This window comes from Arenibacter palladensis (genome assembly GCF_900129275.1).
GTDB lineage: Bacteria > Bacteroidota > Bacteroidia > Flavobacteriales > Flavobacteriaceae > Arenibacter > Arenibacter palladensis.
In genome coordinates this window covers 329768-351187 of sequence record NZ_FQUX01000002.1, presented here as the reverse complement: position 1 = coordinate 351187, position 21420 = coordinate 329768, and the positions used below count along the sequence as shown (strand labels likewise).

The 21420-nt window shown below is 37.7% G+C and carries 21 protein-coding genes; 17 read left to right on the top strand and 4 right to left on the bottom strand.

What is annotated here, in order from left to right; all coding sequences use genetic code 11:
• Nucleotide 1 precedes the first annotated feature (1 nt).
• Together BUA60_RS23245 and BUA60_RS07495 are read left to right on the top strand one after the other, a co-directional pair.
• Nucleotides 2-679, top strand: coding sequence for a hypothetical protein (locus BUA60_RS23245; protein WP_072861141.1), 678 nt, complete (start codon nucleotides 2-4; stop codon nucleotides 677-679).
• A complete protein-coding gene (locus BUA60_RS07495) occupies nucleotides 676-1329 on the top strand; it encodes a P-loop NTPase family protein (protein WP_072861140.1) in 654 nt (217 codons plus the stop codon). The genes BUA60_RS23245 and BUA60_RS07495 overlap by 4 nt, the downstream gene beginning before the upstream one ends.
• 59 nt (nucleotides 1330-1388) lie before the next feature.
• Here BUA60_RS07495 and BUA60_RS07490 read toward each other — a convergent pair whose 3' ends face one another.
• Nucleotides 1389-1988 carry an N-acetylmuramoyl-L-alanine amidase family protein gene (locus tag BUA60_RS07490; protein ID WP_245802507.1) on the bottom strand — a complete coding sequence of 200 codons (600 nt, stop codon included), beginning with the start codon at nucleotides 1986-1988 and terminating at the stop codon, nucleotides 1389-1391.
• Nucleotides 1989-2224: 236 nt separating this feature from the next.
• Between BUA60_RS07490 and BUA60_RS07485 the strand changes: the two genes are divergently transcribed.
• Genes BUA60_RS07485 through BUA60_RS07450 form a run of 8 tightly spaced genes read left to right on the top strand, consistent with a single transcriptional unit; the run spans nucleotide 2225 to nucleotide 9035 of the window.
• Nucleotides 2225-2512, top strand: a complete 288-nt coding sequence (locus BUA60_RS07485; RefSeq protein WP_072861138.1) for a hypothetical protein — start codon at nucleotides 2225-2227, stop codon at nucleotides 2510-2512.
• The gene (locus tag BUA60_RS07480) at nucleotides 2512-2796 is read left to right on the top strand and encodes a YhgE/Pip domain-containing protein (RefSeq protein WP_072861137.1); all 285 of its coding nucleotides are present in this window, start codon (nucleotides 2512-2514) and stop codon (nucleotides 2794-2796) included. The genes BUA60_RS07485 and BUA60_RS07480 overlap by 1 nt, the downstream gene beginning before the upstream one ends.
• On the top strand, nucleotides 2783-5212 hold the full coding sequence (locus BUA60_RS07475; RefSeq protein WP_072861136.1) for a TraG family conjugative transposon ATPase: 2430 nt from the start codon (nucleotides 2783-2785) through the stop codon (nucleotides 5210-5212). The genes BUA60_RS07480 and BUA60_RS07475 overlap by 14 nt, the downstream gene beginning before the upstream one ends.
• Nucleotides 5213-5223: 11 nt before the next feature.
• A complete protein-coding gene (locus BUA60_RS07470) occupies nucleotides 5224-5805 on the top strand; it encodes a conjugal transfer protein (protein WP_072861135.1) in 582 nt (193 codons plus the stop codon).
• A complete protein-coding gene (locus BUA60_RS07465) occupies nucleotides 5805-6647 on the top strand; it encodes a hypothetical protein (RefSeq protein ID WP_178346980.1) in 843 nt (280 codons plus the stop codon). The genes BUA60_RS07470 and BUA60_RS07465 overlap by 1 nt, the downstream gene beginning before the upstream one ends.
• A 21-nt stretch (nucleotides 6648-6668) precedes the next feature.
• A complete protein-coding gene (locus tag BUA60_RS07460) occupies nucleotides 6669-7286 on the top strand; it encodes a conjugal transfer protein TraK (RefSeq protein ID WP_072861133.1) in 618 nt (205 codons plus the stop codon).
• Complete coding sequence (gene traM, locus BUA60_RS07455; protein WP_072861132.1) at nucleotides 7276-8238, top strand: conjugative transposon protein TraM; 963 nt, start codon at nucleotides 7276-7278, stop codon at nucleotides 8236-8238. The genes BUA60_RS07460 and traM overlap by 11 nt, the downstream gene beginning before the upstream one ends.
• Entirely contained in the window at nucleotides 8235-9035 is an 801-nt protein-coding gene (locus BUA60_RS07450; protein ID WP_072861131.1) for a DUF4138 domain-containing protein, read from the top strand. Before traM ends, BUA60_RS07450 begins: the two co-directional genes overlap by 4 nt.
• A gap of 96 nt (nucleotides 9036-9131) precedes the next feature.
• On the opposite strand, the gene BUA60_RS23005 is transcribed toward BUA60_RS07450, so the two are convergent.
• Nucleotides 9132-9278 carry a hypothetical protein gene (locus BUA60_RS23005; protein WP_178346979.1) on the bottom strand — a complete coding sequence of 49 codons (147 nt, stop codon included), beginning with the start codon at nucleotides 9276-9278 and terminating at the stop codon, nucleotides 9132-9134.
• A gap of 327 nt (nucleotides 9279-9605) precedes the next feature.
• Between BUA60_RS23005 and BUA60_RS07435 the strand changes: the two genes are divergently transcribed.
• The 7 genes from BUA60_RS07435 (at nucleotide 9606) to BUA60_RS07405 (ending at nucleotide 16283) form a co-directional block, all read left to right on the top strand.
• Nucleotides 9606-9941, top strand: coding sequence for a single-stranded DNA-binding protein (locus tag BUA60_RS07435; protein ID WP_072861128.1), 336 nt, complete (start codon nucleotides 9606-9608; stop codon nucleotides 9939-9941).
• Between the two features lie 70 nt (nucleotides 9942-10011).
• A complete protein-coding gene (locus tag BUA60_RS07430) occupies nucleotides 10012-10461 on the top strand; it encodes a JAB domain-containing protein (RefSeq protein ID WP_072861127.1) in 450 nt (149 codons plus the stop codon).
• 457 nt (nucleotides 10462-10918) lie between these two features.
• Entirely contained in the window at nucleotides 10919-11506 is a 588-nt protein-coding gene (locus BUA60_RS07425) for a BfmA/BtgA family mobilization protein (protein WP_072861126.1), read from the top strand.
• Complete coding sequence (gene mobB / locus BUA60_RS07420) at nucleotides 11469-12503, top strand: MobB family relaxase (RefSeq protein ID WP_072861125.1); 1035 nt, start codon at nucleotides 11469-11471, stop codon at nucleotides 12501-12503. Before BUA60_RS07425 ends, mobB begins: the two co-directional genes overlap by 38 nt.
• Complete coding sequence (locus BUA60_RS07415; protein WP_072861124.1) at nucleotides 12500-13948, top strand: type IV secretory system conjugative DNA transfer family protein; 1449 nt, start codon at nucleotides 12500-12502, stop codon at nucleotides 13946-13948. Before mobB ends, BUA60_RS07415 begins: the two co-directional genes overlap by 4 nt.
• Before the next feature lie 743 nt (nucleotides 13949-14691).
• Nucleotides 14692-15450, top strand: a complete 759-nt coding sequence (locus BUA60_RS07410) for a helix-turn-helix domain-containing protein (RefSeq protein ID WP_178346978.1) — start codon at nucleotides 14692-14694, stop codon at nucleotides 15448-15450.
• Nucleotides 15451-15698: 248 nt separating this feature from the next.
• The gene (locus BUA60_RS07405; protein WP_072861122.1) at nucleotides 15699-16283 is read left to right on the top strand and encodes a DinB family protein; all 585 of its coding nucleotides are present in this window, start codon (nucleotides 15699-15701) and stop codon (nucleotides 16281-16283) included.
• Nucleotides 16284-16593: 310 nt separating this feature from the next.
• Here BUA60_RS07405 and BUA60_RS07400 read toward each other — a convergent pair whose 3' ends face one another.
• A complete protein-coding gene (locus BUA60_RS07400) occupies nucleotides 16594-19410 on the bottom strand; it encodes a T9SS type A sorting domain-containing protein (protein WP_072861121.1) in 2817 nt (938 codons plus the stop codon).
• 632 nt (nucleotides 19411-20042) lie between these two features.
• A complete protein-coding gene (locus tag BUA60_RS07395; RefSeq protein WP_143153144.1) occupies nucleotides 20043-20894 on the bottom strand; it encodes a hypothetical protein in 852 nt (283 codons plus the stop codon).
• Nucleotides 20895-21420: the final 526 nt, after the last annotated feature.

Genomic DNA, 21420 nt, shown 5'->3' with positions numbered 1-21420 from the left:
TATGAACTATATCAAACACCTGAACGGAGTCTTCCTTCAGTTCTCAAAGGATAATAGACTAAACCCTACCCACATTAGCCTTTATGTGGGACTTTTTCAATTATGGAACAGTTACCATTTTCGTGATAGCTTCCATATTAACCGGGAAGAAGTAATGGCCTATGCGAAAATAGGCTCCAAATCAACTTATCATCGCTGTTTGAAGGAATTGCACCATTGGAATTATTTGTATTACCGTCCCTCCCATAACCCCTTCCAGGGGAGTACCATCAAGATGTTCAATTTTGGGACAACTGATGGACAAGTAGTGTACCCACACCAAACCAAATCAGGGACAAGCAATGGACAAGTAGTGGTACCTATAAATAAACATATAGAAACTATAAAAAACAAAACAAATGGGGGCAAACGGGACCGACCCCGAAATGAAAAAGAAGTTATTGCCTTTTTTAATGAAAAAAACTGGCCCATAGCGGAAGCGAAGAAGTTTTACTGTTATTACAAAAGCATTGGATGGAAAGTTGGAGGTACGGCCGAAATTGTGGATTGGCATGCTCTGGCGCAAAAATGGATTTTTAAGTCCATGGAGATAAAGGAGGATAAAACAGTGGTCCCGGTCAGCCAGAATACGGACAACCTGAAGTCCAGTTCCATGAAAAATTTTAATCAGCCCCTATGAATCCACATATACGCTTTGTAGGTCATAAACAATACGTCCTAGGTAGTCTTAAGGGTAATCAGATCTGCTATGATTTCAATAAAATATTGTTATACCTCAATGCCAAAGGACAAACAATGTTCGGCAAGAATTTTAGAATATTGGAACAGGACCGCGACGTCATTTACAAACTCTGTAACTATTATATCAAGGATCCATTGAATTGCAAGAAACTGGATATCGACCTTAACAAAGGTATATTACTTTCTGGGCCCGTAGGTTGTGGTAAGAGCAGTTTAATGAAGTTGCTGCGCCATCTGACTCCTTACGGCCGAACTTATGAAGTGATACCGGCACGAAATATCACTTTTGCATTTAATAACATCGGTTTTAAAATTGTGGAAGACTACGGTGAGGGGAAATCCTATTGTTTTGATGATCTGGGAGTGGAGCCTACGGGACGATATTTTGGCAAAGATTGCAATGTAATGGGAGAAATACTTCTTTCCAGATATGAACTACTATTGAACCATAATATCCATACCCACGCCACTACCAATCTCAATGCCCAGGAACTCGAGGAACGCTATGGTCCCCGTGTTCGCTCTAGAATGAGGCAATTGTTTAATTTGATCGCCTTTAAGGAAGATAGTAAGGATAAGAGAATTTAGTTACGTCTTTATTGATAAGACATATACTACACCTTGATGTCATTTGTTTTTGGTAAAATTCAGTCCTCACTTTTTAAATAATTATAAATTCCAAGCAATATGGCTAAAGCCACTGCCTTGATATTTCTAGGTTTTTGGTAATAATCCCCTTCATCAACATGGGTAACAAAACCTGTTTCTATTAAAATTGTCGGACAAAAGTCCATCGTTTCCCTTTGTACTTGAAAATTGCCCACCTTTACCCCTCTTTCCCTAATGCCCAGTTTGCGTCCGCTCTCACCTAAAACGGACGTGGCCAACTGCACCGAGGATTCCATGTGCGGATTATCCTTATCTGCTACAAAAATTTCCATTCCACTGGCTCCTGTGATGGCCGCATTACAATGTAAAGAAATGAACAAATCGCTCTTTAGTTCCCTGGTCAACATTGCCCTATCTGATAATGATATCAATGTGTCCTTGTACCTGGTCAGATAAACCTCTATCCTGTCATCCAATATAAGGTGGTTGTGGTTTAGGATTTCCTTGGCAATTTTTAAAACTACCTCCTTTTCAAGGACCCCATGGACACCTATGGCACCGGTATCCTTACCTCCATGGCCGGGATCGATGACCACAATCTTTTTTGGCAGCTCTACTTGACAAAAACTGAAGCACATTTTTAATATCAAGAGCCAAAATATGACGCTTTTGCAACCTGCCCTACTCCCGATTTTCAAGGTTATCAACATATCAGTTTCATATTACAATTCAAATTCATGTTAATTGACATCAAAACACATTAAAACGAATCATTTAATATTTTATTCACAAATTATTGATTGTCAGTATTTTATATATAAATATAAACTATTTTTCATGTAGCTATAAAGTCTAATAACTAAATCTGAACAACATGAAAAAATTATACTATCAGGTTGGCCTTACCTTACTGATTTACAATCCTGCTTTCGCTCAAATTGGTGGAATCGAAGAATCGGTCAATGACGTATCCGATACCATCCGTACCGTTTTTCCCATTATTCTGGGAGTGATTTTTCTTATCGGTTTTCTTTTTAACGCGGGACACTTTTTTGGAGAAAACGCCGATCTCAAAAAAGGTATAACACGGGTTCTTGTTTTTGTACTTATTGCCGGTGCAGTTGTTGGAATCTTCACCTATCTCATCGGAATTGTTGTCTAATGAAAAAGTACATGATATATAGGAACATTCGTAAAAAGGCCATGATAATGGGACTCCCCCTTATGATGTTCGTACTTCAGATGACTTCCGTTATAGGTTCCTTGATGTTCATCATCTTTTCTTTCAGTTTAGGGGCGATTATTTCGGCTATCATTTTCAACATTCTGCTTTTTGTATGTCTCTCCTTTTGCCATAACAACCCGACCGTATTCCACATTAAAAAAGTGTTTCCAAACACTATTAACAATAAAAGAGCAAGTCACCTGCACTATGAAGACAATTAACTTATCCGAATTTTATCCTATAATGGATATTCAAGGAAATGTCATTTTTGCCAATAATGGCAACTTGGTCCAATGCTATTCCGTGGGGTATCCGGAGATCTATTCCTTGTCGGAGAAGGATTTTGAGGAAATTCATGGGTCTTGGTTTCAAGCCTTTAAGGCGCTACCCGTGGGTACCCTCGTGCATAAACAAGATGTTTATAGAAAGGCCGGATATTCAGCCGAAAATTTGCCCAATGAAAGTTTTCTTCAGCAAGCCACTTACCACTACTTTAAGGGACGGGAATATTTGGACCACTCCTCCTTTCTCTTTTTTGTTCTTCCGCTAAAGAAAACGTTCAATACTACAAAATACGTCAACCCCTTTCGCAAAGTGGAAAAGGGTATTCATAGGCAAATGGACCATTGTGCCCGCGAATTTGTCAATGCGGTAAATGATGCCGTGTCCTTTATCAATAATAGCAGAAAAATAACCCTTGCACCAATGTGCGAGGATAGTATCCTGGAATCGACCAATAATTACTTCAATGGTTATAACCACGGATTTGACACGGATATCCAAATGAATAAAAGGTGTTTGGAGATCGGTGACCATGATTTTGACGTCATGGCCATCAATAGCGAACTCTGCTTTGGCGATATGCTACAAAGCAGTAGGCCCAATGACAGGTTTACCTCCGATGATTTTGTATTTCATCAAGGATTTATAGATGGTTTGGGACTCAACTTACATGAAAACCATATCGTCAATCAGATCATATATCTGGACGATAAATATAAATGGCGGAAATATCTAGAGAAAAGTATTGAGGAACTTAATAAGAGTTCCAATTTTGGAACTCAAAATAAGGTCGTTCTAAAGAAAATAGAGGATATTCTGGCAAAGATCAATGATGATGAAAGTTCTAGAATAGTCCGGGGACATCTCAATATAGTTTTTTGGGGAGAGGGAACACAAGAATTGGGCAGGATTGCCACCAAGATCAAAACAGAGTTCAAGGAATTGGACATCGTTCCCTATTATCCTAAAGGTGAAGAGCGGAAGCATTATTTTCTTAACAGCTATTGTTGCTTTACCTCCAACTTCTCCAACGGGGATCTTTACGTAGCCGATCTAAAGCATGCCCTTTGCCTGTACATTAACAATAGTGTATATATTTCCGATAGTAAGGGTGTTGTCTTTAACGATAGGCAATACAACATCCCAATTTTAAAGGATGTTTGGGATGAAGCCAGAAAGCGCATAAAGGCACGCAACTTTGCTATTTTTGCACCTACTGGGGAAGGTAAATCCTTTTTGGCCAATAACATTCTGCGCCAATATTTCGAAAGTGGGGTACGCCTAGTGGTCATCGACCTGGGAGGTTCCTATGATAAATTTGCCAAGCTCTACCCCAATGACCATATTGTACTTAGGTATGAACAAGGGAAAAACTTGGGTATAAACCCCTTCTACATTAGTGATAAAGCCGACCTTACTCCAGAACGGCTGGAAGATCTTACCATTTTTATTTTGGAGCTTTTGGCCGCAGGTAATGAAACCAGCAAGGCACAGGAGGTAGCCGTTAAAAAGGTCCTGTTGTCTTATTATTCCAAGTGCACAACTGGCCATTCACTGGCGTCACTTTACCAGTATGTAGATGACCATAAAGATTCATTGGTCACAGACCTCCAGATCCGTGAAATGCATTTTAGCGTCTATGACTTCCTTCACATACTTTCGGAATATGTGGAAAATGGTATATATAGTTTTCTGTTCAATACAAACACTGACCAAACCTATAAATTGGAGGACAAACGACTGATCGTTTTTGAACTTGACGAGGTAAAGGATAATAAGGAAATTCTCTCCGTTATGTTGAAATTGATCAAATCGGCCATTCAAAGAACGATATGGAGGAACAAGGCGGAAAAAGGCATCATCCTATTTGATGAGTTTGCCAAACAGTTAAAATTTAAGAACGTTCTGGAAAGTGTGGAATTCTATTACCAGGCCATACGTAAACAAAACGGGGCTATTGGTATCATCCTTCAATCCATCAACCAACTGCCCAATAATTCGACATCCGCAAGTATCCTTGAAAATACTCAGGTCATCTATAGTCTGAGGAATGAAAAGGGATATGATGAACTGGTCAACAGGCTCCATCTTTCCTCACACGATCTTAACCAATTAAAATCCATAAGGAACCAGTTAAAAGGGGAACGTAAATACACGGAAATGTTTATCAAAATCGGGAAGGATAGCAACATTTTTCGATTGGAAGTTCCGCCAGAAGTCCATGCCGCTTACCTAACCGATGGTGAAGAGAATGAAACCATTATGGCCCTTTATAGAAAATACGGGGATATGGAGACCGCCATTACGCAGTTTGTAGCGCAACAAACAAATCCTTCCAATAAAAGCAACATTTAAACCTATATACTATGAAACTTTTTATTTATAAATTATTGTTGGCCCTGACCTTGTCCTTGGTTGTTAAAAGCAACGCGATGGCCCAGGGCATGCCGGTATATGACAATACCAATTTCATCTCCTTTATGAAATCGCTGCTGGAATCAGGGAAACAGACCGCAGAACTGTTGAAGACTGTAAAATTCTTAAAGGAACAGAAGGAGAATATCGATAAGGTCAATAGCGTAATCAAACAATTGAATGCGGTAAAGGAATTGGCCAAGAACAATCAGCGTCTTTATGAAATGGTGCAGGAGGATCTAAGGCAGATCCTAAATTCCCCATATATACGGCCCGATGAAGTTGGCCGAATCTCAGATTCCTTTCAGGGAATAATTGAAAATTCCATGATGTCCATGGACTATATCGATCAAGTACTGTCCAATGATAATTTGAAAATGACCGATGCCGAACGCACGGCCATTCTCAAGGAAAAGGAACTGCAATCCATAGAAATGGTGGCCGAGATCGAGGCCAAGACCAGGCGCTATAGAGAGATAATCGCCTTTAGGCAAATGCAGGATAAAATCAATAACAGGGAAATCAACTACTGATGTCGGGGATATTTTTGGGAATAGGGCTTGAATATGTGGATACGGTCTTTCAGACCATTAAAAACAGTAGCTTTTCACAGACGGCCATTACCGGGATGAAGGCCCTGGCCGTCGTTCTATTTCTGATCAATATCATTAAGAAATACAATGAGGGCGTGGCCAACAATGAAGGTTTTTCTTGGGGATTGACCCCAGGTGAATTGACCAAGAACTTTGCGGTAGTCGTGCTGGCCATTTTTTCTACGGAGGTGCTATCCGCATTCGATAACATTCTAGTAGCTATAGAAGCCCAGTTTAGGGATACTGCTCCGGCACTCCTACCCTTACAGCTACAGGATTTGGATATCGAACAGGATGTGGGCGCCATCGACGCTGCCAAAAAAGCGTTGGCCCTACTCTACGAGGCCTTGGTAACTCCACTGTTCGGACTGAAAATATTGTCGTTTATCATAGGCTTGATCCTTTGGCTATTGGACCTCTTTATCTATCCTCTTTTTTTAGCCCAAAGATTCTTTTTGTTGGGAATCATGCAGGCATTTTTTCCATTGGTCATCAGCTTGGCCGTGTTTGAAAAGTTTCGCTCCATGGCCTATAATTTTTTTAGATTGTATGCAGGGGTCTATATGCTGGTCCCGGCATTTTTTCTGGTCAATGTATTTATCAATAATTTCTATACCGAGGTAAACCTTAATTTTTGGTCCAACCTTTTTGGTACCGATTGGGGCAGTCAAACTTTCGCACCTGTTATTCAACTGGGTTCCATCGGGTTCATTGTCCTATTAAAATTCACTTTGTACCGTAGGGCAATAACCTTTACCCTTAAGCTCTTCAGTGTCTCCTAACCCTTTAATCCCAAGAACAATATGAAAACACCTTATAACAACATCTACAAGGTACTAGGACAGAATCGATTTATAGTCCTGTCCATACTTATTGCGGCAACTACCATAAGTGCCATTGCGCTCCTCTTGGTACTGAAACTCCATAATGATGTATTGAACAAGGCTTTTATGGTCAATGTTGATGGTCAGGTCATTCCCCTGAAATTGGTCGATCAAAAGGAGAATCTCGAGGTAGAGGCCCTAGCCCATTTGGAATTGTTCCATGACTATTTCTACGGCATCGATCCGAGTAACTATGAGAGCAATTTGGAAAAAGCCCTGTGGTTGGGCAATAGCAGTGTAGCCGATTTGTACCGTCAGAAAAAAGTAGACGGTGTATATAACCGATTGCTGCAATATTCCCTGGTACAAAAGGTGCTTGCCATAAAATCCAAAATTGTCCTGGACAAGGAACCATATCTTTTTGAAACTAAAACAATATTTGAGATCAATAGGGGCTTATCTACCGACATCTATGAATTGACCACCACCGGTAAACTCATTAGGGTGGACAGGAACTTTCCCAAAAACACCCATGGGTTCATGATTACCGATTTCTTTGAAAATACACTACGAAAATTGGATAAATATGAAAATTGAAAAGAACAAAATTGTGTTTACCTCCATTCTCCTCTGTATACTACTTTTTATTACGGCATATGCAGTACTCGTTTTGGACAGCGAACAAGGACAGGAACTGGAGGCCGATCAAATACCTGTTCCTGAAATCATGAACGAACAGAAGATATATGATTCCAAATTGGATGCCATAAATGATATGGAGACGGCGAGACCTACCCTCGCTCCTAGTGTCTACGATGAAGACCTGTTGGACTCTACTGGCCTGTACGACCCTGAATTGCTGGACAAGAAAAAAATGCAATTGGTGGACAGTATTTATAAACAGGGACAGATGCGATATTCAAAAAGGACCGGAAAAACCCTAGATGGTGATACGCTTTCCCGATCCCAGTCCAGGCATATAAAGACCGAGAAGACAGAGGAATATATTGGGGCGAAGGAAACCGAGGTGGCCTCCCAGACTCTTGCCCTGGAGCACCAGCTTTTTTTTGCTTCCCACCCCATTGAGACAGTTGGCTCTGGGAATTCCGATCCAATTATCATGGTCCGAGTGGACGGCGACCAAACTGTTAAGGCGGACCAACGTTTAAGAATGCGCCTAATAAAGGATGCCAAGATCAACAATGTATTGATTCCCAAAAATACACGTATCTACGGATTTGTCAGTTTTAAGCCGAACAGGACCTTGATACGTATTGAAAATATTGATCACCTACCGGTCAAGTTCAAAGCCTACGACCTTGAGGATGGATCTGAAGGAATTTATTTGAGGAACAATTTTAGGGCCGAAGCAACCAATGAAGTGGTGAACGATATCGTCGACGATATAAATATTACCGGAATGCCACAAATTAAGGGAGTTCGAAAAGTGTTCCAACGTAACCGAAGGAGCTTCCGGGCGAACATATCCGACAACTATAAGCTCATCTTAAAATACGACAAGAACAATTTTAAAATTAATCTGCAATGAAAACCATAATCATCTTAGCAATATGCTTCATCAGTCTTGGATTGTCCGCGCAGCAACCCTTGGATACACTTTATGCCAATGAACTTAAAAATGTGGCCCTTTTTTTTCCAGAACCCGTTCGCCAAGGGATCACGGGTGCGGCCCATTTTGTTTTTAACTATAACCGCGAAACACAGCAGCATTTCGGGCTCTTGCAGGCACAACCCGGCCCTGACAGTAATCTGTTGGTGGTGACTACCAATGGGCAGGTGTATTCCTATATTTTAAAATACAGACCCGATTTGACCCAGCACAATTACTTTTTTACCGAGCAAGCGAGTATTGGAAATGAAACCCCTATAATGGATGACATCGATAAAATGAAGCAAAAAGTGGATTCCTTGGGCCGAACAATGGACTATCTCAAAAGAGCCTCGGAGTCCGTTTTGAAGTCGGCATCTGAAAAGGTGGCATTGATCCGTGAAAAGGACTTGTATTTAAAATTATTTCAACCGGTCTATTATGGCTCGGAGGTGTTTCTTAAGATGGAGGTAAAAAATGCATCGGGAGTCGATTTTGAAATCGATTATCTTAATGTGTACACCTTAAATGGTACCGATCGACGCCAATCTTCCTTTCAAAGTTTGCCATTAAGCACCATTTATGCCCATAACCTTCCAAAGCTTTTCAAAAAAGGGCAGAGCAGGCAGTTCGTATATGTGCTGCCAAAGTTTGTTTTGGCAGCATCGGAAAAATTGGCCATTGAGTTAAGGGAACTCAACGGAGGTAGAACCTTGGTACTGCAGTCCAATTTATAGTATCGTTTCATAACAGTGATGTCATCCTGGTTCCCACTTTAGTGATGGACCAATCGAATACCAAGTTGATGTTCATACAGGGGTTGGGATTTGGACTTATAAAATGGGTGTAGGCTCCCTTATACTATTCTGCTGAAGACTTCTCGTTAAGGTGGGCGTATCGACCACTTCCGGATATAGGTATTTTTCCAGGATCTCCTTTTTCACTCCCACAGTTGTCGCCGTTTCTTTTTTTGAAGGCAAAACAACAACATTTTTGGAAGGAAAAACTGCATAAAGCCAGCGCTCCCATCCCCTACTGTTTATAAGTGTTTCCTTCCAAAAATATTGTGGACCATCAAGCAACAAAAAAAGGTAACAACGACGGCTCTATGGAAAGTAAATCAAAAATTGGAACTATGGAATCATACCGAATATCCCCAAATGGAAGTGGTCAATACCCAATAAGCTTAAGCCGGCTTGGCCAAAAAAGCCTGCATGCATCAGGAAAGGAAAACACTCCGGATATAATAAGTAAATCAGTTAATCAAAATAATGTAAATCAAATGTTTAACCTTAATTTTTTTAATCATGGGAATTATTAAAAACAATGTTCAGTTAATCGGTAATGTGGGACAGGAACCAACAGTTACCAATCTTGAAAACGGTAAAAAAGTGGCTAGGTTTTCCTTGGCGACCAATGTGTTCTTTAAAAACTCGAAAGGTGAAAAACAAAAGGAAACCAATTGGCACTATATAGTGGCCTGGGGCAAGACCGCCGAAATCGTGGAAAAGTACGCCTCCAAAGGAAAGGAAGTTGCAGTAACAGGAAAATTGAAAACCCGTTCCTTTTCCACCGATGATGGCAATCAACGCTTTGTTACCGAAGTGGAAGCTCGTGAAATTCTCCTTATGGGCAGTAAATAGCAAAAAAAAAGAGGGCATCGCCCGAATTATCGATCCCTCTTTTCACTAATTAATTTATAAATACTTGATAATGAACTACAAAGTTAATGAAATAAAGATAAGTTACAAAGAACAAATACGTTCTCCTTTCTGGCACCTCATTGGATGCTCACAGGATGCAGCGAACATATTGTTCGACCAATGGAACAAAAATACCATAGCACTCCAAGAATGCTTCAAAGTGGTTTTGTTGAACAATAGCAATAAGGTAAAAGGAATCCTTAACCTGTCCCAAGGTGGAATTACAGGAACCTTGGTGGATGTAAGGATACTTTTTTCCGTGGTACTCAAATCCCTTTCGGTGGCTATTATAATTTGCCATAACCACCCAAGTGGAAAATTGAAGGCGAGCGAGGCGGATATTCAATTGACCAATAAAATCAAAAAGGCGGCAGCACTTTTGGATATTAAAGTCCTTGACCATTTGATAATCGCGCCAGATGGACGGTACTTTAGCTTTTCGGATAATGGTTTAATCTAAATACATTTGATAAGGGATGGAAACCTTCCAATCCGCCCCAACAATAACAAAAGGACCCGTACATTTTTGTATAGGGTCCTTTTTATGACCGCCACTTATTATCGACCGTTTTTTTTAGTTCATTTTTTTTGATATCAGAACCAGTGTTTTGTACCTAAACCTCGTTTCTGTTTTCTTGGTAAATGACTTAACTTTTATACACCGATAATCGGTATTGGTTGTGCTGATATTACCACTGAAATTGTTCTTTTTTTTAAGCAACTGTTTACCAGTGGTTCGGAATTTTTGTACCCTCGGCGTACAAAAAGGAGAAGCAAGAGGATAACACGCCAAGGCGATGTTATTAATTTTAATAATTTGATATTCAGTAATTTAAGTGTATTAAGTTAAATAACAATTTTAATATTTAATGTAAATCCTTTCAGAGACCCAGTATTGGTGCAATTTTTTACAGTAAATGAAACCGCTTCATACTAAGACATACAACTTTTCGGCAATAAGTATCAAAAGCCCTGTTGCAGACCATTTCAGGAAGTTTTCCAAAAAGGTGGGGCGTTCCCATACCGAAACCCTCGAATCCATGATGAACTTTTTTGAAGGAAACCAAATTTCACCAAATGAATCCCTGGGGCCCAATATGACCACTATGGAGAACAGGCTCAAAAAACGTATTAATGCCCTGGTGGCCATCATCAAGAACATTGAAAAGAATCAGACCAAACCTACCAACACCATGCTTCAACTCCTGTTCCAAGAAGATAAGGGCAAAGAAGAATCCAGCCGAGTAGATCCCATTTTTGAAGTGCAACCGCTCATCACCGAAAACGAAGAGCTTCAATTTTACCGCAATCAATATGATGTTGTGAAGCAGCAATTACATTTCATTAAATCTGATCTGCAAAGGCTTGGTGATAGCGTCACTTTCGTCAAGGGCAATTTTGGAGGAGGTTACTTAAAAATTAATTTAACCCAGGAGGAATTCAAGAATATTATTAATAATTCTACCCATGTACATTACCATAACGAAACAAAAAATGGACGGTAATTTTGGCCAGAGTGTGGCCGATTTTGTGGCATACCTGGAAAAGGAGAACGAACAAAGGTCCCTTGAGGATCATGAACACTTTTTCAATCAATTCAGTACGGACGTTCCCACAGATGAAGTAGTACGGGAAATTGATGGGAATACGGCAAAGCTTAAAAGGACAGAGCCCAAATTCTATTCCATTACCGTTAATCCCAGTGCCTATGAACTCAAACGCCTACAAAATCCATCCGAGGACCTTAAACGCTATACCATTGAGGTGATGAAGGACTATGCGGCTTGCTTTAATCGCCAAATAGACGGTAGACCAGTATCCATAAACGATATTAAATTCTTTGCGAAAATTGAACATCAGCGTACGTTTAAGGGTACGGACTGGCAGGTCCGGCAAAATCAACCCTATGCCTCAAAAATATTGGACATCAAGAACCGGATAGGAAGGATCGAACAAGGTAAATCCCAAGGTAATATTACTAAACTAAGAAACAGGATTGCGCGTCTGGAAAAGGAGGCTCCCCACCAACAGAACGGAAAACGTATCGTTCAGGGGATGGCCAAGGAAGGTCCCCAAACCCATATACATATTATCGTAAGCCGTAAGGATATGTCCAACAAATATAGCTTGTCCCCAGGGAGCAAATATCGGCATTCGGACACCATCTTTAACGGCAAGTCCGTAAAACGTGGGTTTGATAGGGATAGTTTCTTTTCTGCCTCGGAAAGGACTTTTGACAAACTTTTTGAATATAAGCGCAACTATGCCGAAACTTATCACGCGAGAAAAACATTTATAAACGATCCAAAACAATATTTCACCATGATATCGGGACTTCCTACCCACGAAAAGCACATCGCATTCACTATCATACGCAAAACTGGTTTGGACTATTCCATGTTGAACATACCGACCAATAAGGTCCAACTGGCCCTTAAAACTATTCAAAGGTTGAAACGTGGCCTTGATAAGGCCGTTCAATCCGCTTCCATTGGTATATGACTGCCGCTTGGCCAAATATCGTTCTCGGAATAGTTGTGCCACTTTTATTTATTTCTACCCTGATCTATGCATATAGTGACAAAGGGTCCGGCCCTAAGGACAAAAGGTACCAGGTTCATTTTAAACTGCATCGGGGCAAGTTCAAAATTGATAATATAAAACGTGGAGCCTCCGTAATCGGTGCTGCGGGAAGCGGTAAAACGGAAAGCGTCATTTACAATTTTCTGCAGCATTTTAGCGCACAGAACTTTTGTGGAATCCTTCACGACTACAAGAATTTCGAACTTACCGAAATGGCCTATCCCCTATTCAAGGACATCGGAAAAATAAAGTTCTACACCATAGCCTTCGATCAGATCCACTATCGGGTGAATCCCATTGCACCCAAATATCTCCATAATGAGGAATGTGTCAACGAAATTTCAAAAGTACTTATGGAAAACCTGTTGGAAATGAACGAATCCAACACCAACAGCACCACAAAATTTTTCAACGATGCCGTGGAAGGTCTTATGGCCGGTTTGATCTGGAAGCTAAAAACGACCTATCCTCAGTTCTGTACCCTCCCTCATTTGATAGCCATTTTTCAAACTATGAATACCAAGATTTTAGCAGCTTTCCTAAACTCAGACTTGACTTCAAAAGCTATGGCCAGTGCCTTTATCAATGGGTTGGATTCCGAAAGACAGACGGCCGGAGTAAGGAGTACCTTGGCCAATGCCCTAAAAAAAATCAGTTCACAACAATTGTTTATGGTACTGTCCAAGGATGAAGTGCCTCTCAATATAAACAGCAATGCAAACCCGGCCGTGATTTCCTTAGTGAACCACCCCAAATATGAATCGGCCTTTTCCCCTATCATCGCGGCAGTAATGCATACCGTAATCAAAGAAATGAGCATAAGACGCCAGCGACCGTCCTTCCTACTCATGGAAGAGGCCCCGACCATAAGATTGCCCAATATGCACCGTATCCCAGCTACCCTACGTAGTTATGATATCGCAACAGTTTATGTTATGCAGGATAAGGTGCAAAATGAAATCCTTTATGGCGATAAGGTGGGTAAGGCCATTTTGAGCAACCTATCCTATCAGTTTTTTGGCAAGGTCAATGACCCGGATACCGCCAAATACTATGAACGCTTTTTTGAAATCGTGCGCAAAGAGACCACCAGTGTCAACCGTGGACATAATCTGAATTTTGATACGCGCATTACCACTGGGGAAAAGGAAGTGGCGAAACGACGAGCAGATCTATTCTTTAGGCTGCAACAAGGTGAGTTTATTGCCTTTGCCGATGGAAGGGACAAAAAACTGCAGTTTAAATTACAGAACATTAAAAAAGAAGTTCCGCCCAAAACCAATTACTTTACCCAGGAAGATTTGAGAATGAATTTTGAAAAAATTTACCGTGAGGCAAATTCTTTATACGACAATAGATTGTAGATTCACGAAAAAAGTGAATAGATTTTAGTAGACTTTACCCCTCATTTAGGATAACTTATACAGGATAATACAATGATCAATTGGGGCTATTATTGGAGAAAATCATATTTAAGCTAATTGGTTGGTTTTGTAAAATGTGAGCATAAACTTTTATCGATATTAACTTATATATTTACTAAGATTTGTAAATAGTCAAATTTGAGGATAGGTAAATTATTCAGAAACCTACAGATTTTTAATCTATGAAATTTGGAAGGATTTCTAGCAATACTATGAAATAGACAGTTTGATGGTACATTTTTTTAGATCAAAAAATTCATCATTTTCGGATTTAAAATAATGTTAAGAAAAATATAAAGTTTAAACAAAGCTTTATGCATTCCGCAACCTATATTCTTTTTGACATCTTAAGGACGCACGTTCAAAGAATCTTTTTAGTGCTTGACCCACGGACGAAGTAAACCATTATCACAACACTCCTAGAGTAACGGTAAAAAACTCAAAACTAAGTTCTATGGTCAAGACTTGCGGGAAGGTTTTGATCAAGAAGTTGATTTTAATGATTAATCTAAATCTGTAAAGTTTTGATGATGCCTAGTTATAAAGACGAATTCTATAATCATTTTGAAAAGAAAACACATAGATCTCCTCCCCATTATAATGAGACTGAAAATTTTCTGATGCGTTATCATGCGCAATTCCCTTACTATAAATTCGATAAGAATTGCTTAACGGCAATCTATATGGCACAAGGGAATGGTGAATTCGTACGAAAGAATAAGAAATTAAAAGCTGTCGATGGACATTTCATGATACTAAATCCAAATGATGGCTGGGAATATTTAAATGAAAGGAACAACTATATTGACGTTCTTAGCTTTGGAATTACAGATAAAATAATTAAAGGGTGCAAGTTTTATTTATGCGCAACAAAAGAGAAATCACTTGACAGCCCTCTAGGGGAGATTTCTGAGAATTCATTTTTTTTAGAATCTTCCTTGAATGCAGAACATTATGCATCCGGGCAATTACTGAAGAGAATTTATAAATTATCTGGGCAGAACGAATACAAATTTACTTGTCCAAATGAATTGACCATTGAATTACTTTATTCTTTGTATAAAGAACAAGTATTAGGATATAAAATTATCGAAAATATAGATGCTATAAAATATTCTACCAGAATTGAAACCCTCAAAAGACTACTTGTCGCATATGAATATATTCATGATAATATTAGGGAACAAATATGCATCGAGCAATTGTCAGCGGTTTCCTCTTTATCTAAGTTTCATTTATATGATTCATTCAAAAAGGCGTTTGGTAAAACTCCCCATCAATACATTAACAGGTTAAAAGTGTCAAAAGCTAAGGAGTATATAAAAAAAGGTAGTAATTCAATAAGTGAAGTATCAGATTTATTAGGGTATAATGACCTGTCCGTCTTTAGTAAGGTTTTTAAAAGGGTTTATGGGCATCCACCTTCACATTATATAAATTAAGCTTTGTCCTTGCACTTTGTTCCATTCCTATTTTATTCTTCTATAATACAAATAGCACTGATGTAGATGCTTCGTGGTATACAATAATGACCGTCACTTGATTAATTTCTATACTATTTGTGTTAAAAAAATGACTTTTTAACACATGAATGGTCATTGTCAAGCTTTATATTTGAAAGCATATTTACTAGTTTATAGCCTTAATTCTCGACTTGATACTTTAGTGAAAAAGATATGAACATAACAAAATGAATCAGGAAACATTACTCAAGGAACTTATTCAGCTGACCATCAAAAATATGGAGGTGGCTAAGGATCTTAAAAACTATAATTTGACAGTACTGAATTGGAAAAAGAACTCTAATAGCTGGAGCACCTTGCAATGTATTGAACACTTAAATTTGTATGGTGAATTCTATCTTCCCGAAATAGAAGAAAGTATTTTGAAAAATAAGTTCCAAGCTGAATCTTTTTTTAAAAGTGGGTTCATTGGAAATCGACTGGCAAAAAGTATGTTTCCTGGGGATAAAATGCGTAAAACAAAAACCTCCAAAAGCATGTACCCCTCCGACAAAAAATTAAATAACGATATATTAGAAATATTTGTTAATCAACAAGAACAACTTTTGAAATTATTGGACTTGGCAAAAAATGTGAGTCTGAATCGTAACAGAGTGTCCATAAGTATGGCTAAATGTATTAAATTAAAACTTGGTGATGTCCTTAAGGTCATAATATATCATAATAGAAGACATATTGTTCAGGCTTCCAAAGCTTTACAGGCCGGACTACCACTAGATGGTATTATTCAATTTGATAGTTTTATAAAGTGATATTGTTTTTCCATGTTTTAAAAAGCATTACTATCAATAGGTACAGTATTTTATAAGCGTCTCGAAGTAGAATTTACCCCAAAATAGTTTAGATTTTTTTATTGGAAGTATATTTTATCTTATGAAGGAAGCGCAATTGTTATACATTATAATAAAGGCAAATGCTATCTTCTCCTATGACTGGGAAATAGCCTTTGGCCTAACGAATATCGAAATCCGTGTATAAAGATTAATATAAGGGCCTTCCCAGTATTTCTGCACCAATATTTATTAATCCAAAGAACTGAACAATTAAATCTCACAAAATCCATTAATTTCCATCAATTATAATTTTTTTAACATATTCCATCGAATTCGATACGGTAATTTTAATTCCATATACACCAGATGGGTAATTTATATCTTCGATTAGATATTCGGATTTTTGAACGTCAAACTTAATATATAGAATTCTACCAGAAAAATCAAAGATTTGAATGGATTGAATAACTTCGGGAGATTGAATATATAATCTGTTCTTAACAGGATTCGGATATATCATTATACTGTCACTTTTAGTGCTATCACCTGTACTCAACGCCATTAATTGTTCAGTGTTTTGGAAAATATTGGAATTCTTATTATAGTCCTGTCCTGATAAATCCTCACAGTTTTGGGCAAGAATTGTAACTTGGCTTCCCTTAGTTATGGTAAATCCGTTTTTAAGAAAAACATTCGTTGCCTTTAGGCTGATAACATTATTGTTCGAATCACTATTGTCAAGTGTAAAGTTATTTCCTCCCAATTCAATTGATGCGGCAACAACATTATATTCCTTATAAGTTTTGTTATCTTCTTTAAACTCCGAATGACATATTGGTAACCGGCCATCGTAACTCCAAATATTTCCTACATTATCAAGTAAATAGGTCATACCTCCAGTGACTTTACCTTTAACCCATTTCGCACTAATGCTTAATGCCGGATATTGGTTGACAAGTATGGGTTTGTCCTCACCCTTCATAAAATCATATTTAAAAAATGAGGTTTGTAACCTATCGAGCACTAGAAAGTGTCTATTATCCACACTAAAGTCGAGATAATCATGTTCCCGCCAATTGGTAAATTTTTTCCTCTCATAATAGCCACCTACACTTGAACCTTGGTGTGTAATCAGCACAGGTACTGTCAAATCCCTATCCTTTAGGTACAGCCCGACTATCAACTTGTTTTTGTAAAAATCCAAATTGCGTACCAGTGTATTCCCTGAAATATCATTATTCGTATTCAAGAGCTTCCGATACTCTGCCGTAACTTGATCACTAAGAAAGCTGGTAAGTTTCCAGCCATCTGGTTTTAGATGTGCTGACCTCAATAAATTGTTCACTGTGTAGAAAATGACAAAATCCCCCATGGCTACAAAATGTGGGCCATTTTTAGATTCTAACCTATCAATAACTTCAATCTTAAGTTCCTTCTCAAGAATGTACCTATTATGGTGAAATAGATATATCCACATTTTTTCATTGTCGTGATCGACAATGACTAATCTGTTATTATTGTAATCCCATACGAAATTTCTACTTAGACCAGGCACCTCAAGTTTAGTAACGTTATAAGTGTCCCAGTTCGAATCATTATCACTTCTTGCATATCTTGAAAATACCCTTTTAAAAGTGTTACGATCTTGATATTCAACCGCAAAACTTTTATTTTCATCTGCAAACTTAACCGCTAGAGGTTCAAAATTACCAAAATGAAAAGTTCTCTTTATTGAATACCCACCTGTGATAGCCTTTTTATATAAATAAACTGTGTTGGAATTGGAAACGCCGCCAATAGGGGTTTTATATTGAGTTAAACCTAACAAATATTCATCATTTGCATCCATGTCCCTAAAAATCTCCTGGCCATTTGGATGCGAAACGGAGAAATCGGGCTGATAATCATTTGGCTCTGTAATTTCCAAAACATGATCGGCCTCAAAATGATGCCCACTATTGGTTATGATTCTTTGTACTACCTTATATGTACCAGGTGATTGATAATTGTAATATGTCGAAAAAAACCATTGGCCTTTAACATTATCCCATTCCCTATGGCTGATCACAATTTTACTTTTACTATCAGCTTTTGGAAAATACCAAATTTCTTTAATTTTGGAATTATCCTCTCGATCCACATAGGTCGTAAAGTAAGTTGGGTAATTGGCTAAATTTCCTTCGACAATAAATTCACTCCCAACCTCACCATCTTCTTCTTTTATCGTTATGGTTTCGGTTATGGTATCTTCTCCCCCACAATCATTCTTTACCTTCAGATGAACCTTATAGTCACCTGGTTGGGAGAAATACTCTGTGTGTTCTGATCCATCATACTTTTTGGTTGAGTCTTTTCCAGGGCCATCTAAACTCCAAGTAAACTCTGTAAGCCCGCAAATAAATGCCCATCCTTTGAATTTGACCTCGGAATTCACATAAAAATTACCGGCTCCAGGGTAAACCTCCATTCGAACATTTATAGGAAAGTCACTTTTAGCTAGGATTTCAATTTTATTCCTTGCCGAATATGGAGAACCACCATCATGTGGGGTAATCTCCAAACCAACACTGTAGGTACCTGGTGAAAAAAAGTTTATGGTCGGAAAATTACTTGATGCCCCACTCTTGACATACTCATATCCCCAATCAGGTTGTACTGTCCATTTTTTTGTTCCGGTTGGAACTACCCCTTCTGTGGAAAAATTTGAAACAAGCTTACCTGCATCACCGTCAATTTTGTCCGCTGTAATTCCAAAATTATAGTACCCTCCTAAATTCTTAATGACCACTTCTTTTAATGCTTGATCATTACCAAAACGATTTTTTGCCACAATTCTATAAGTGCCAAAACACAAATCTTCAAATACAGCTGGAGTACCTCCTTTTATGTCCATCCTACTTTGTTCATACGAGTTTTCTTCAGAAGTAACAGTAATGGTATATGGAGCATCGTCAGTTTCACCGTTAATGATAATAGCACCATTACAACGGTATTTTTCTGTTGAATCTGTATGGCTCACGGAAAGTTGTGCTCTAATTGGTAAACAGCATAAAATAAATAAAGTTAATACCAAAGAAATTTTTATATAAGGGTAATATATTTTCATAAATTAAGCTTTTTTATTTTCCTAATATTTCTTTTTGGATAAGTATGATATATGATTGTTAATTTTATGATTTTAGGACAGAAATAATTTGACTCAAATGATTGGGTCAACACTTCTTATTCCTTGTAATTTTGGGGATGTATCTTAGTCCAAGTACAAATGCGTGTCATAAAAGTGCTCTTCATGGAATGCCCCCATTTAATTCGGATTGTTTACCGAAATGAATAAGAATGTCATCTTTTAACCAATAACAACTTCTTACACTAATATGCGCATGGGGAGAAGGTTTCGCATGATTAGAGCTTTAAGAATTAATTTCTAACAAGCAATTACCATGACAAAGTGTATACGCTTTTATAGTTCCAATAACACTAATTGCATTTATAATCTTGATAATACTTTTTCCGCGCTTGTCAAATTCGAGATTTATCCTAGTTCTGTTTTCTACAATAAATAAAACAAAAAAGTATATTCTCCTGATGTGCTATTAATATCGAATTTTTAGGAATGCAATCATAAAATTGTTATACTTTCTTCAACTTTAGAATCTGATAATCGTTTGAATAGGATTTGTTTACTATTTACGGGAAGCGAAATAAGAACCAACTTAGAGACAAAGTTTTTTATACAATCTAAAATTTTCCCTTTATGGAACCACACTGCTGTCTAATCAAAGCAATTTCTTTTTCCATTTTAATTATATATAATGTGAGTTCTTCTACTTTTTTTAACAATCCCATTTCCATTTCAGCAACATTAATCCCTTGTTTTTCCAGAATTCTTCCTGCAGGTATTTCAGGAAGGTGTCGGTATTTTTTAATATATGCCTCTACTTCTTTTAGAGGAAGGAGCTCATAACTTTCCTCAAATACATAATCTGGAGCAGGATAATTGAGATTTACATTGATTTCTTTCGAATGCATACCTCCATTGACGGCCAATAGCACCCGCCCATTAGTGTTACGCTCCAGATTCATCATTGAAATTTCACCATTTTTAGAACCAATAGTCCATTCATATTTACCGCCCCAACGGTTTATATGAAAACCAAAAGTTCGGTTGTTTCCAATTCTACCTACAATTCGTGAATCCAATTCGTTATCCCCTAACTGCAAAACATTGTTGTTATGTATGGAAAGATTTTTAACCCATTTCCCAGATTGATGGTCGACATAACCAATTTGAAACTCTGCTTGATTTTCGTCTCCCAATTGCAATTTTAGAAGAGCATAATCCCCTTCAGGATCATCACGATACAACCTAACCCTGTCTCCGTTGTAATGTCCTCTATTAAAATCTAAAAATTCAATTCTTCTACTCTGAACTGAACCATTTACATCTAATTTTACAACTGGATTGGTAACTCCTATTCCAACAAATCCAGTATTTGTATTATAGATGTTATTCCCAGTTTGAATCCATTGGGAATAAGATACATGAATAAAAAAGGAGCATGCAAAAAGCAAACAATATTTTTTTTTCAAAGGTTTTTTTTTAAACATTATTATAAGATTTCTTACCATATTATTAAAAATTTAGCCAAAGGTAAAGTTCCAACCCTACTGCGATTTGTCAAAAAATATATTTTTTAAGGAATTTTTATATTAATAAACTTCTTTAATTGCCTATACTGTTTTGAAAATACAAATCATAATCACTGAGTTGTATTAGCTCCAACCAAAGGCAATATTTTTCTCATTACACCGAATTTTACAGTAGTTTTAATTAATTAAGATATTGTTCGATAATTACTGAAGGAAATTCCATTTAATATAAGATTAATGCGTTTCCCTAATAATAAGCCAATTCGAATATGAAGTGTTTTCGAATGCCTGTTAAATAAATTATTGGTCCTCTATGTAGTCTAAATAAATATAGTTTGAGAAAATTCTTTGGTTTTTTAGAATAACAAATTTAGGATAAAGAAAAAATTAACAGATAGCATATGAGAAATGCTTGATTAGCAATTTTTTGGGCAAGAATTGTACAAACGAAAGCAAAAATAAGAGT